General features: G+C 70.8%; 9 protein-coding genes. 7 read left to right on the forward strand and 2 right to left on the reverse strand.

The annotated features are described in order from the left end of the window. The first annotated feature begins 63 nt into the window (after positions 1-63). From Nocox_RS11195 to ppdK, 3 genes are all read left to right on the forward strand, one after another. Positions 64-342: an antibiotic biosynthesis monooxygenase family protein gene (locus Nocox_RS11195; RefSeq protein WP_246649770.1), complete on the forward strand. Its 279-nt coding sequence runs from the start codon at positions 64-66 to the stop codon at positions 340-342. A gap of 96 nt (positions 343-438) precedes the next feature. Continuing rightward, positions 439-1824, forward strand: a complete 1386-nt coding sequence (locus Nocox_RS11200; protein ID WP_211212755.1) for a glycine--tRNA ligase — start codon at positions 439-441, stop codon at positions 1822-1824. Between the two features lie 497 nt (positions 1825-2321). Beyond that, positions 2322-4958, forward strand: coding sequence for a pyruvate, phosphate dikinase (gene ppdK, locus Nocox_RS11205; RefSeq protein ID WP_026214827.1), 2637 nt, complete (start codon positions 2322-2324; stop codon positions 4956-4958). Positions 4959-4998: 40 nt separating this feature from the next. Here ppdK and Nocox_RS11210 read toward each other — a convergent pair whose 3' ends face one another. Then, entirely contained in the window at positions 4999-6513 is a 1515-nt protein-coding gene (locus Nocox_RS11210) for a M48 family metallopeptidase (protein WP_084685808.1), read from the reverse strand. 80 nt (positions 6514-6593) lie between these two features. On the opposite strand from Nocox_RS11210, the gene Nocox_RS11215 reads away from it, so the two are divergent. Next, positions 6594-7814, forward strand: a complete 1221-nt coding sequence (locus tag Nocox_RS11215) for a deoxyguanosinetriphosphate triphosphohydrolase (protein WP_020545462.1) — start codon at positions 6594-6596, stop codon at positions 7812-7814. Positions 7815-7859: 45 nt separating this feature from the next. Next, complete coding sequence (locus tag Nocox_RS11220; protein WP_033410309.1) at positions 7860-9017, forward strand: NAD(P)/FAD-dependent oxidoreductase; 1158 nt, start codon at positions 7860-7862, stop codon at positions 9015-9017. Here Nocox_RS11220 and Nocox_RS11225 read toward each other — a convergent pair. Continuing rightward, positions 8995-9915 carry a M23 family metallopeptidase gene (locus tag Nocox_RS11225; RefSeq protein ID WP_246649772.1) on the reverse strand — a complete coding sequence of 307 codons (921 nt, stop codon included), beginning with the start codon at positions 9913-9915 and terminating at the stop codon, positions 8995-8997. The genes Nocox_RS11220 and Nocox_RS11225 overlap by 23 nt on opposite strands. 130 nt (positions 9916-10045) lie before the next feature. On the opposite strand from Nocox_RS11225, the gene dnaG reads away from it, so the two are divergent. After that, positions 10046-11887, forward strand: a complete 1842-nt coding sequence (gene dnaG, locus Nocox_RS11230; protein WP_020545465.1) for a DNA primase — start codon at positions 10046-10048, stop codon at positions 11885-11887. A gap of 360 nt (positions 11888-12247) precedes the next feature. Next, a complete protein-coding gene (rpoD, locus tag Nocox_RS11235; protein ID WP_020545466.1) occupies positions 12248-13351 on the forward strand; it encodes an RNA polymerase sigma factor RpoD in 1104 nt (367 codons plus the stop codon). Positions 13352-13375 lie beyond the last annotated feature (24 nt).

Here is a 13375-nt window from a genome sequence, read left to right on the forward strand (position 1 = left end):
GAGCCTACGGGAGAGGGCACGCCTTGTGACCGGTGCGGCCTCTAGGCTGTTCAGGTGCTCGCCGTGATCCGATACACCGTCCCAGAGTCCCAGTCCCAGGACTTCGCCAAGCAAGGGCAGACCATCCTCGACACGTTCGCCGGCCAGCCGGGCTTCCTGCGCGGGCGGGTGGCCCGCTCGGTCGACGAGCCCAACCTGTGGGCCCTGGTCACGGAGTGGGAGGGCGCCGGGTTCTACCGCCGGGCGCTGTCCGCCGCCCGCATGGTGATGTATCCGCTGATGATCCTCATGGTCAACGAACCCAGCGCCTACGAGGACGTCCACACGCAGGACGGGACGTAGGGTCACTCGCGCGCGGAGGCCCGCCGCCGTCCCCTAAGCTGGGAGCTCATCACTTTCACACTCGCCGACCTCCAGCCGGAAAGAGAACCAACCAACATGGCACGACGCACCGACGTCATGGACACCATCGTCAGCCTCGCCAAGCGCCGCGGGCTCGTCTACCCGTCGAGCGAGATCTACGGCGGACTTCGCGCGTCGTGGGACTACGGTCCGCTGGGTGTCGAGCTGAAGAACAACGTCAAGCGGCAGTGGTGGCTGTCGATGGTCCAGGCCCGCGAGGACGTCGTGGGTCTCGACTCCTGCGTCATCCTGGCGCCCGAGGTGTGGCGGGCCAGCGGCCACGTCGAGACCTTCACCGACCCGCTCACCGAGTGCATGTCCTGCCACAAGCGCTTCCGCGCCGACCACCTGGTCGAGGCCTACGAGGAGAAGCACGGCGCCGAGCCCGAGGGCGGCCTGGCCGCCATCACCTGCCCCAACTGCGGCAACAAGGGCACCTTCACCGAGCCCCGCCAGTTCAGCGGCCTGCTCAAGACCTTCCTCGGCCCGGTCGAGGACGAGTCCGGCCTGGCCTGGCTGCGGCCCGAGACCGCCCAGGGCATCTTCATCAACTACCTCAACGTGCAGCAGTCCGCGCGCAGGAAGATCCCGTTCGGCATCGGCCAGATCGGCAAGTCGTTCCGCAACGAGATCACGCCGGGCAACTTCATCTTCCGCACCCGCGAGTTCGAGCAGATGGAGATGGAGTTCTTCGTCAAGCCGGGCACCGACGAGGAGTGGCACCAGTACTGGATCGACGAGCGCTACCGCTGGTACTCCGACCTGGGCATCAGCAAGGACAACCTGCGCCTGTACGAGCACCCCAAGGACAAGCTGTCCCACTACTCCAAGCGCACCGTCGACATCGAGTACCGCTTCAACTTCACCGGCTCCGAGTGGGGTGAGCTGGAGGGCATCGCCAACCGCACCGACTTCGACCTGACCGCCCACTCCAAGGCGTCGGGCGTCGACCTCAGCTTCTTCGAGCAGGACACCGGGGAGCGCTACGTCCCCTTCGTCATCGAGCCGGCGGCGGGCGTCGACCGGGCCACGCTGACGTTCCTCATCGACGCCTACAGCGAGGACGAGGCCCCCAACGCCAAGGGCCAGCTGGAGAAGCGCACGGTCATGCGGCTCGACCACCGGCTCGCGCCGGTCAAGGCCGCGGTGCTGCCGCTGTCGCGCAACGCCGACCTGTCGCCGAAGGCCCGCGACCTGGCCGCGCAGCTGCGCCGCCGCTGGAACGTCGAGTTCGACGACGCCGGCGCGATCGGCCGCCGCTACCGCCGCCAGGACGAGATCGGCACGCCGTTCTGCATCACCGTCGACTTCGACACCCTTGAGGACCACGCGGTGACGATCCGCGAGCGCGACAGCATGGCGCAGGAGCGCATCGCGATCGACGGCGTCGAGAGCTACCTGCGTCAGCACCTCAACGACTGACCCTGCTCCATCCCCTCCTCACCCGCGGCGCCGCGCCCGGGTGAGGAGGAAGACTCTTCTTGACGGCACGGGCCCCGCCATCCGCCGCGCGGCCCGTGCGCCTGTGCGCCTGTGCGCCCCTCACTGGGTCGATCTGCTCCCCGGTGACCTTGTCCCCGGCCGTCGCGCTCCGGATGCCCCTTGCCCGGAGCGGCGCTGCCCCCGGGCCCTTCCGTGGCCCGGCGCGGGCCCGGCCGCCCGGACTCGGCACGATCCGCCGCCGGCTCAGGAAACAGCACGCGCGATGATCCCATTCCGCCTCCCGTGCCACCCCTTTCTCCAGAAATTGGTTTATACCAATTGGTCTAATCCAATTTTTGGCAATCCAGCCGTATAATTGGATTAGACCTCTCACGAGGCGTCTACCTGCATAAACAGGGACTTGAGGAAGGAGTGCAGTTTCACCATCAATTCCGCCGGTAGAGTCCGGTTCAGACGCGTGTTGGATTGGAGCTGTGGTGGCCAAGTACGTTTACGACTTCACCGAGGGCAACAGGAATCTCAAGGATCTTCTCGGCGGTAAAGGCGCGAACCTGGCTGAGATGACCAACCTCGGGCTGCCCGTTCCCCCCGGATTCACGATCACCACGGAGGCGTGCCGCCACTACCTGGCGGAAGGCGCCGTCCACGACGGTCTGGACCGGGAGGTCGCCGAGCACCTCGAAGCGCTCGAAGGGCGCATGGGCAGGAAGCTCGGCCAGGCCGACGACCCCCTCCTCGTCAGCGTGCGCTCCGGCGCCAAGTTCTCCATGCCGGGGATGATGGAGACCGTGCTCAACATCGGGCTCAACGACGAGTCCGTGCACGGCCTGGCCAAGCAGGCCGGCGGCAACGAGCGCTTCGCCTGGGACTCCTACCGCCGCCTCATCCAGATGTTCGGCAAGACCGTGCTCGGCATCGACGGCGACCTGTTCGAGGACGCGCTCGACGCCGTCAAGGGCCGCCGCCAGGACACCGACCTCGACGCGGGCGAGCTGCAGCGGCTCGTGGAGACGTACAAGGGGATCGTCCGCGAGCAGACCGGCAAGGACTTCCCCACCGACCCGCGCGAGCAGATGCGCCTCGCCATCAACGCCGTCTTCGACTCGTGGAACGCCCCGCGCGCCATCCTCTACCGCCGCCAGGAGCGCATCCCCGCCGACCTCGGCACCGCGGTCAACGTCATGGCGATGGTCTTCGGCAACTACGGCGACGACTCCGGCACCGGCGTCGCCTTCACCCGCGACCCCGGCACCGGCCGCCAGGGCATCTACGGTGACTACCTCCAGAACGCCCAGGGCGAGGACGTCGTCGCGGGCATCCGCAACACGATCCCCCTCGAAGAGCTCGAGCGCCTCGACAAGACCTCCTACGACGAGCTCGTCCGCATCATGGAGGTCCTGGAGACGCACTACAAGGACCTCTGCGACATCGAGTTCACCATCGAGCGCGGCAAGCTCTGGATGTTGCAGACCCGGGTCGGCAAGCGCACCGCCGCTGCCGCGTTCTGCATCGCCACCCAGCTCGTCGACCAGGGCCTCATCACCCTCGACGAGGCCGTCACCCGCGTCACCGGCGACCAGCTCGCCAAGCTCATGTTCCCCCGCTTCGACCACGGCGCCGAGAAGAAGAGGATCGCGAAGGGGATGAACGCCTCCCCGGGCGCGGCCGTCGGCAAGGCCGTCTTCTCCTCCGAGCGGGCCGTCGAGCTGGCCGGGCAGGGCGAGCAGGTCATCCTCGTCCGCCGCGAGACCAACCCCGACGACCTGGCCGGCATGATCGCCGCCAGGGGCATCCTCACCAGCCGCGGCGGCAAGACCTCCCACGCCGCCGTGGTCGCCCGCGGCATGGGCAAGACGTGCGTGTGCGGCGCCGAGGAGCTGGAGGTCTCGACGTCCGAGCGCAGGTTCACCGCGCCCGGCGGCGTCGTCGTCACCGAGGGCGAGGTCATCTCCATCGACGGCACCACCGGCGAGGTGTTCCTCGGCGAGGTGCCGGTCGTGGCCTCGGCCGTGGTCGAGTACTTCGAGGGCGCCGAGCCCGCCGACGAGCTCGTCAAGGCCGTGGACCGGATCATGCGCCACGCCGACGCGACCCGCCGGCTCGGCGTGCGGGCCAACGCCGACACCCCCGAGGACGCCGCCCGCGCCCGCCGCTTCGGCGCGCAGGGCATCGGCCTGTGCCGCACCGAGCACATGTTCCTCGGCGAGCGCCGCCAGCTAGTGGAGGACCTGGTGCTGGCCTCGACCGGCGACCAGCGCCAGGCGGCGCTGGACGCCCTGGAGCCGCTGCAGAAGTCCGACTTCGTGGGCATCTTCCAGGCGATGGAGGGCGCGCCGGTCACGATCCGCCTCATCGACCCGCCGCTGCACGAGTTCCTCCCCGACATCACCGAGCTGTCGGTCAAGATCGCGACCTCGGCGAACCCCACCGACAAGGACCGCGCGCTGCTCGCCGCCGTCAAGCGCCTGCACGAGCAGAACCCGATGCTGGGCCTGCGCGGCGTCCGGCTCGGGCTGGTGATCCCCGGGCTGTTCGCGATGCAGGTCCGGGCCATCGCCCAGGCCGCCAAGGAGGTGCCCGGCTCCTGTCCGGAGATCATGATCCCGCTGGTGGCGACCGTGCAGGAGCTGGAGTCCGTACGCGACGAAGCGGTCAGGATCCTCGCGGAGCTCGGCGTCGAGGCGCTCGTCGGCACCATGATCGAGACTCCGCGGGCGGCGCTGACCGCCGGGCAGATCGCCGAGGCGGCCGAGTTCTTCTCCTTCGGCACCAACGACCTCACCCAGATGACCTGGGGCTTCTCCCGGGACGACGTCGAGGCCGCGTTCTTCTCCCGCTACCTGGAGCTCGGCATCTTCGGCGTCTCGCCGTTCGAGACCCTGGACAGGGAGGGCGTCGGGCGGCTCGTCGAGATCGCCGTCCAGGAGGGCCGCGCCACCCGTCCGGGCCTGCACCTCGGCATCTGCGGCGAGCACGGCGGCGACCCCGACTCGGTGCACTTCTGCCACGACGCCGGCCTGGACTACGTCTCCTGCTCGCCGTTCCGCATCCCGGTGGCGCGGCTGGAGGCCGGCCGGGCGGCGCTGAGCGAGACCGACTCCGACACCCGCTGAGCCCGCCGGCGGAGGGGACCGTCCGGCCCCCTCCGCCGGCTCAGCCCTGCGGGGCGAGGGCGGGCTGCTGGGCGGCGGGCTGCTCGACCGGGACGTAGTCGTGCCGCATGCCGTGGTCGCCGAGCCACCGCCGCAGCCCCGCCACCGCCTCCGGGTTGGCCGCGACCTGGGCCGCGTACTCCGACAGGGCGACCTCCTCGCCGTCGTCGTAGAGCAGCCGGGCGGGCCCCGACCACGACAGCGTCCACCGGGCCTGGCCGAGCTGGATCAGCACCGCCTCCAGCGCCTGCCCCAGCACCCCGGCCAGCAGCGTCTCCGACGGGTTCCAGCCCAGCTCCAGCAGCCGCGCCTCCAGCTCGGCCTGCCGGCCGCGCGCGATGGCCTCGAAGGCCGCGTCCAGGTACGGCTGCGGCGACCCCATCACCCGCTGACCGGCCACCGCGAGGTCGTGCAGCGCCTCGGCGTTGCGGCCGGCGTACATGCCCTGGGCCACCAGCTCCTCCCAGCCCACCGGGCGGAGGGCGGCCATCGCCTCGGGCGTCCACATGGAGTCCTCGACCGCCTGCGCGGCCACGTTGGCGTCCATGAGCAGGGCCAGGGCCGGGCGCGGGTCGGGGACGTGCTCGGGCTCGGGCAGGCGCTCGATGGCGGCCAGCCGCTCGGCCAGGCCGGGGTGCGAGTCGTACGGCGAGACCTCCTCGGGCTCGTCGCGCAGCTTCGCGATCTGGGCCTGCCGCTCCGGGTCGCTCATCATGCGCTGGAAGCCGCCGAACACCGCCGTCGGCCGCCCGCCGCCCGCGCCGGTCAGCGACAGGTAGGCGCCGACGTAGAGGTCCCAGCCCAGGGCCGTCGCGTGGACCTTGGTCAGCGCGCCCGCCATGGCCTGCCGGCCGGCGATCGCCACCGCGAGCTGGTCGGCCTCCAGCTCCTGCCGGCGCGAGACAGCCTGGGAGATCCGCAGGTAGAGCTTGGCGTACCAGGTGAACAGCTTCTGGATGAACGGATGGCCGCCCAGCCCCTGCACGGTCGCGATGAGCGAGACCCGGCCCCGGTAGACCGGCGCGCCGAGCCGCGTGTGGGCGCCGCTGTAGTGGCCGAGCTCGTGCCCGAGCACCGCGCGCGCCTCGTCCACGGTGAGCTGCTGGAGCAGCGGCAGCCCGATGTACATCCGCCGCCGCGTCGCCCGCAGCCCGAGCCAGCGGGTGTCCTCCGACACCGCCGCGTTGACCTCGGCGACCAGCCTGATCTCGTCCGGCGGGGCGGTGCGCACCCGCCGGGCCAGGTCCTCGACCGTCTGCCAGAGCACCGGCTCGTGCTCGCGGCCCACGGCCACGCCCGGCTGCTCGCCGCCCTTGCGGCGGCTCACCATGACCAGGGCCCGGACGAGGGCGCCCGCGGCCAGGGTGAGCACCACCGCCAGTTTGAGGGTGTTCGCGTGGAAGTCGACGACGAGCAGGACGTCGAAGAACACCGCGGCCGCCAGGACGAGGCCGACCAGGAGGTAGAAGCCGGCGAGCAAGGTGAAGGCCAGCACCGCTCGGAACGCTGTGGTCATGGGGAAGGACTCCCGGGGAAGGGGTTCTCGCGAGGCTTGACACTAGCGGAGACATGAAACTGGATAAAATCGCCGAAGCAATGCCGTACTACGACGAGCACGACCAGGAGCGTTGGGTTCCGGAACCTCCCGGCAATCCTGAACGCTCCGCGTTCGAACGCGACCGCGCCCGCGTCCTGCACAGCGCCGCCCTGCGCAGGCTCGCCGCCAAGACCCAGGTGGTCGGCCCCGGCGAGGCGCTCGGCGGCGGCCAGCACATCCCCCGCACCCGGCTGACGCACTCGCTGGAGTGCGCCCAGGTCGGCCGCGAGATGGGCGCCACCCTCGGAGTGGACCCCGACCTGGTGGAGACCGCCTGCCTGGCCCACGATCTCGGCCACCCGCCGTTCGGGCACAACGGCGAGGTCGCGCTCAACCGGCTGGCCGCCCCCTGCGGCGGCTTCGAGGGCAACGCCCAGAGCCTGCGCCTGCTCACCCGGCTGGAGGCCAAGGTCCTCACCGAGGACGGCCGCAGCGCTGGCCTCAACCTCACCAGGGCCGCGCTCGACGCCTCCGTCAAGTACCCGTGGACGTGTGACAAGGGCGCCAAGTTCGGCGTGTACGACGACGACCTGGCGGTCTTCAAGTGGATCAGGGAGGGCGCCCCGGAAGGCCGGGTCAGCTTCGAGGCGCAGATCATGGACTGGGCCGACGACGTGGCGTACTCGGTGCACGACCTGGAGGACGCCCTGCACTCGGGGCACGTCGTCCCCGAGGCCCTGCGGTCGCCCGCCGAGCGGCGGCTCGTCTGCGAGACCACCCGCACCTGGTACACCCCGGGCGCCGATCTCGGCGAGCTGGAGGAGGTCTTCGGCAAGCTCGTCGCCGACCCGCTCTGGCCGCGCCGCTTCACCGGCAGCCTGCCCGAGCTGGCCGGGCTGAAGGCGCTCACCAGCGGCCTCATCGGCCGCTTCTGCCGCTCCGCCCAGGCCGCCACCAAGGAGGTGCGCAGCGCCCGTCACCGGGCCGACCTGGTCGTCCCGCACGCCACCCGGCTGGAGTGCGCGCTGCTCAAGGGCGTCACCGCCCACTACGTCATGACCACCGAGGACCACAACGCCAACCAGGCCCGCCAGCGTGACCTCATCACCGAACTCGCCTCCCTGATCACGCTCGGCGCGCCCGGCACGCTGGAGCCCGCCTTCCGGCCCGCGTTCCTGGAGGCGGCCGACGACGCCGCCCGCGTCCGGGTCGTCATCGACCAGATCGCCTCGCTCACCGACACCTCGGCGGTCGCCTGGCACCGCCGGCTCACGCGGTGACCCAATCCGCTTCCCCGATTCCCGCCCGGGGCGGATACTGCGCCCATGGCCACATATGTGATCGTCGGCGGCGGCCTTGCCGGGGCCAAGGCCGCCCAGACGTTGCGGGAAGAGGGCTTCGACGGAGAGATCGTGCTGTTCGCCGCGGAGAGCGAACGGCCCTACGAGCGGCCGCCCCTGTCCAAGGACCACCTCCAGGGCAGGAGCGAGCGTGAGGCCGTCTTCGTCCACCCCCCCGAGTGGTACGCGGACAACGCCGTGGACCTCCGGCTCGGCATGCGGGTCACCCGCATCGAGCCCGAGCACCATGTGGTCCGGCTCGGCAACGGCTCGCGCCAGCCGTACGACAAGCTCCTGATCGCCACCGGGGCCACTCCCCGCCGCCTGCCCGGCCCGGCCGCCTACCTCCGCACCCTGGGCGACTGCGAGGCCATCAGGGAGCGCCTGGGGCGGGCCGAGCGGGTCCTGGTCGTCGGCGCCTCCTGGATCGGCCTGGAGACGGCCGCCGCGGCCCGCGCGGCCGGTTGCCAGGTCACCGTCGTCGAGCCCGAGCCGACCGCGCTCAGCCGGGTGCTCGGCCCCGAGGTGGGCGGCGTGTTCGCCCGCCTGCACGCCCGCAACGGCGTGGACCTGCGCTTCGGCATCTCGGCCGCCGAGGTCACCGCGACCGGCGTGCGGCTCAGCTCGGGCGAGCGGCTCACCGCCGACCTCGTCGTCGCGGGCATCGGCGCCACGCCCGAGGTCGAGCTGGCCCGCGAGGCCGGCCTGGAGGTCGGCCAGGGCATCCGCACCGACGCCGCGCTGCGCACCTCGCACCCCCACGTGTACGCCGCCGGCGACGTCGCCGAGTCCTACCACCCGCTGTACGGCCGCCACCTGCGCGTCGAGCACTGGGCCAACGCCCTGCACGGCGGGCCCGCCGCCGCCCGCTCCATGCTCGGCCAGGAGGTCGTCCACGACCTGATCCCGTACTTCTACACCGACCAGTACGACCTCGGCATGGAGTTCTCCGGCCACATCGACGGCTACGACGAGGTCGTCCACCGCGGCGACGTGGACGGCCTGGAGTTCGTCGCGTACTGGCTGCGCGAGCGCCGGGTGGTGGCCGGCATGAACGTCAACGTCTGGGACGTCCAGGACGACATCCAGCAGCTCATCCGCTCCGGCACGGTCGTCGACCCTAAGGAACTGTCGTCGGGTTGAAGGTCTCCTTGTCCGGGATCTCGTCGTTTTTGTCGCTGGTCTTGCGCGGGGTGGGCCGCGGCGTCTTGCTGGGCGCCGGCGGCTGCGCCCGGCCCGCGCACTGGACGGTGCAGGGCGGAGTCTCGCCCAGCTTGGCGCGCAGCTTCAGCGTCTCCTCGCGTGGCGACAGCGTGCGGTTGCCCTTCGCCCAGGCGTCGAGGTAGTCCCACGGCTCGACCATGCCCCTGCGTACCCACCAGTAGGCGGGGCCGGTCTTCCACGAGATCGCGAAGTAGAGGTTGGCGCCGGTGTCGCGGGCGTTGCCCGTGCGGCCCACCCGCCCCAGCACGTGGCCGGCCTTCACCCGCAGGCCCGGCTTGACGTCGGCGGCCACCGAGTCGAGGTGGCCGCCGAGGTAGCGCACGCCGTCGTCGCCGACGATCGTGACGAACCTGCCCTCCCGCGTCCAGCCCTCGTCCTTGGCCGGCGTCCACCGGTTCTGGACGTTGACCTCGTCGACGACGCCGTCCACCGGCGCCACGAACTCGCACCCCTGCGGGGCCCAGATCGTCGTCTTGGGCAGCACCAGCAGCTTGCGCTGGTAGCTCGTCTTGCAGCCCTTGACGGGGAAGGTGTAGGCGTACTTGGACAGCTTGGGCGGCGGCACCCTGACCGGGTCGTCGCCCTGCGGCGGCTGCTCGGCGGCGGCCTGGTGCCGGACCGACGGCGTGGGGCTCGGGACGGTCGCGGTCGCCGCCGGCGAGCCCGTGGGCGGGGCCGTGGTGGGCGACGTGGCGCTCACGCCCGCCAGCCCGGTGGCCTGCGAGCAGGCGCCCGTCAGGAGCACGGCGCCCGCGACGGCCGCCCATCGTCCGAGATGCCCCGATCGCATGATCTCCACCCGTGTCACCGCTTCCACGACCAATTTTTACCTTTGTAGCCGACCGGGGACCCCCGCCGAGCCGCTTTGCCGCGATCTCCCGCGGGGGGTGAGCCCATTCTGGCGGCAGGTGCGGGGAACGTCAGCGGGGCGGCATAGACTCACCGGCGTGGCTGGCCGGATCCGTGACGTCGACATCGCCCTCGTGCGCGAACGCTCTCCCATCGCCGAGGTCATCGGCGAGCACATCCAGTTGCGCAACGCCGGGGGCGGCAACCTCAAGGGGTTGTGCCCGTTCCACGACGAGAAGTCGCCGTCGTTCAACGTCACGCCCGAGCGCGGCATGTACTTCTGCTTCGGCTGCTCCGAGGGCGGCGACGTCATCACGTTCGTCGAGAAGATCGAGCACCTGTCGTTCAGTGAGGCGGTCGAGCGGCTGGCGCAGCGGGCCGGCATCCACCTCCAGTACGAGCAGGGCGGCTACGTCCCCAAACGCGACCACGGCGAGCGGGCCCGGCTGATCGAGGCGCACAAGGCGGCGGCCGAGTTCTACGCCGGCAAGCTGTTCGGCCCCGACGCGGCGGCCGGGCGGCGGTTCCTGTCGGAGCGGGGCTTCGAGCGGGCCGACGCCGAGACCTTCGGGGTGGGCTACGCGCCCAACGAGTGGGAGGCGCTGACCCGGCACCTGCTGGGCCGCGGTTTCTCGGCGGACGAGCTGGTCAAGGGCGGGCTGGCCAAGGAGGGGCGGCGCGGGCCGATCGACCGCTTCCGCGGCCGGCTGGTCTGGCCGATCCGCGACGCGACGGGCGACGTGATCGGTTTCGGCGCGCGGAAGTTGCTCGATTCCGACGACGGACCGAAATATCTGAATACGCCTGACACGCCGCTTTACAAGAAGAGCCAGGTACTTTATGGGATCGACCTCGCTAAACGGGAGATCTCCAAGCGCAGCCAGGCGGTGATCGTCGAGGGCTACACCGACGTGATGGCGTGCCACCTGGCCGGGGTGCCGACGGCCGTGGCCACCTGCGGCACCTCGTTCGGCGAGGAGCACATCAAGATCCTGCGCCGGTTCCTGCTCGACCAGGCCGAGTTCCGCGGCGAGGTCATCTTCACCTTCGACGGCGACGCGGCGGGGCAGAAGGCGGCGCTGCGCGCGTTCGCCGACGAGCAGAAGTTCGTCACGCAGACCTACGTCGCGGTGCAGCCCGACGGGCTCGACCCGTGCGACCTGCGGGTCAAGCAGGGCGACGCGGCTGTGCGCGACCTCGTGGCGAGCCGCGAGCCGCTGTTCCAGTTCGCGATCAGGAGCACGATCTCCCGCTACGACCTGCGCAGCAACGAAGGCAAGATCGCCGCCCTCGACGCCGCCGCGCCCATCGTGGCCGGCATCAAGGACGCCGGGCTGCGCAAACGCTACGCGATCGACCTCGACCGCTGGCTCGGCTTCATGGACGAGCGGTTCGTCATGCAGCGCATCGCGGGGGTCGCCGGGGCGCAGCAGGGCCGCCCGCAGCGCGTCCCGCGCGCGGCGCCGGTCGATCCCGGCGTCCGGGTGGAGGCCGAGCTGCTCAAGCTGGCCGTGCAGCGTCCCGCGCTGCTCGGGCCGCGCTTCGACGCCCTCGACCCGCAGGCGTTCACGGCGCCCGACCACGTCGCCCTGCACCGGGTGGTGGCCGCCGCGGGCGGTCTCGCGGCGGCCGGCCACGGCGGCCGCCCGTGGGTCGACCTGCTGCTGGAGCACGCGAGCGAGGAGGGGGCGCGGGCCCTGGTGACCCGGTTCGCGGTCGAGCCGATCCAGGCCGACGCGCACGCCGAGGAGCGCTACGCGGCGGCGATGCTGGCCGCCATCGAGGCCATCGCGGTCGACCGGGCGATCGCCCAGGTCAAGTCGCGCATCCAGCGGCTCAACCCGGTGGAGGAGCAGCAGGAGTACAACAGGCTCTTCGGCGAGCTGGTGGCGCTGGAGCAGCAGCGCCGGGTGCTGCGCGACCGGGCCGCGGGAAGCTGATCGCCGCCCCGCGCAAGATAACGGTTCGGTCGCGAACCCAAGCCGCAAACCCCGTCGGTTGGCCCGGGAACCTGGCGCGGTCCAACGCGCGACAAAGCGGGTGGACAACGTGCTCCGGGCAGCGAAACAGGCGCGTCCGGCCGGAGGCTCCCGCCGGGCACGGGAATGGTGATCGCGTAATTGGCTTTACTTTCCTGATCAAACTCCGGCCAAACCTATTTCCGATCTCAATTCGGTAAGGACCGAGGTCTTACCTTCGGTGACAAAAATGGGTCTGCCATTTGATGGAACCAATACTGCAGACTGTCTCCCGTGGGTGCATCGGTGCTGCCAAGTGGACCGCCATCGGTAGATCTTCAGGTGGCGGACCTCGTCGCGAAGGGAAGGGAGCGCGGGAGCGTCACCGTCGATGACGTCGCAGCCGCGCTTGACCGATCCGAGCTGCCGTCCGACGCGCTGGAGCGCGTCGTGCGCATGCTCGCCGAGAACGGCGTGGAGGTCCTCGAGCCCCAGGGCGACGAGGAATCCACCCGCGCCGATGAGGAGGACGTCGGCAAGCGGGCGCCGACCAGCGATCTGGTCAGGATCTACCTGCGGGAGATCGGCCGGGTGCCGCTGCTGACGGCCGAGGAGGAGGTGGAGCTCGCCAAGTCGATCGAAGCCGGCCTGTTCGCCGAGGACAAGCTGGCCAGCGGGGTCTCGCGCCTGGCCTTCCCTGAGTTCAGGGAGCTCGTCTGGCAGGGCACGCGGGCCAAACAGCGCCTCATCGAGGCCAACCTCAGGCTCGTGGTGTCGATCGCCAAACGGTACGTCGGCCGCGGCATGCTGTTCCTGGACCTGATCCAGGAGGGCAACCTCGGCCTCATCAGGGCCGTCGAGAAGTTCGACTACACCAAGGGCTACAAGTTCTCCACGTACGCGACCTGGTGGATCAGGCAGGCGATCACCCGGGCCATCGCCGACCAGGCGCGGACGATCCGCATCCCGGTCCACATGGTGGAGACCATCAACAAGCTCGTCAGGGTCCAGCGCCAGCTCCACCAGGACCTCGGCCGCGAGCCCATCCCCGAGGAGATCGCCAAGGAGATGGACCTCCCGGTCGACCGGGTCGTCGAGATCCAGCGCATCGCCCAGGAGCCCGTGTCGCTGCAGTCGCCGATCGGCGAGGAGGACTCCGACCTCGGTGACTTCATCGAGGACGCCGACGCCGTCGTGCCCATGGAGGCCGCGGCCTTCATCATGCTGCAGGACCAGCTCGACGACATCCTGGCGACGCTGTCCGACCGGGAGCAGCGCATCATCCAGCTCCGCTTCGGACTGGCCGACGGGCATCCGCGCACGCTGGAGGAGGTGGGCAGGGAGTTCGGGGTCACGCGGGAGCGCATCCGGCAGATCGAGTCGAAGACCCTGGCCAAGCTCCGCCACCCGACACGGGCGCAGATGCTGCGCGACTACCTCGACTGACCGGCGGGCACACGCGGCCGGAGG

It is taken from the genome of Nonomuraea coxensis DSM 45129, from assembly GCF_019397265.1.
Lineage (GTDB): Bacteria > Actinomycetota > Actinomycetes > Streptosporangiales > Streptosporangiaceae > Nonomuraea > Nonomuraea coxensis.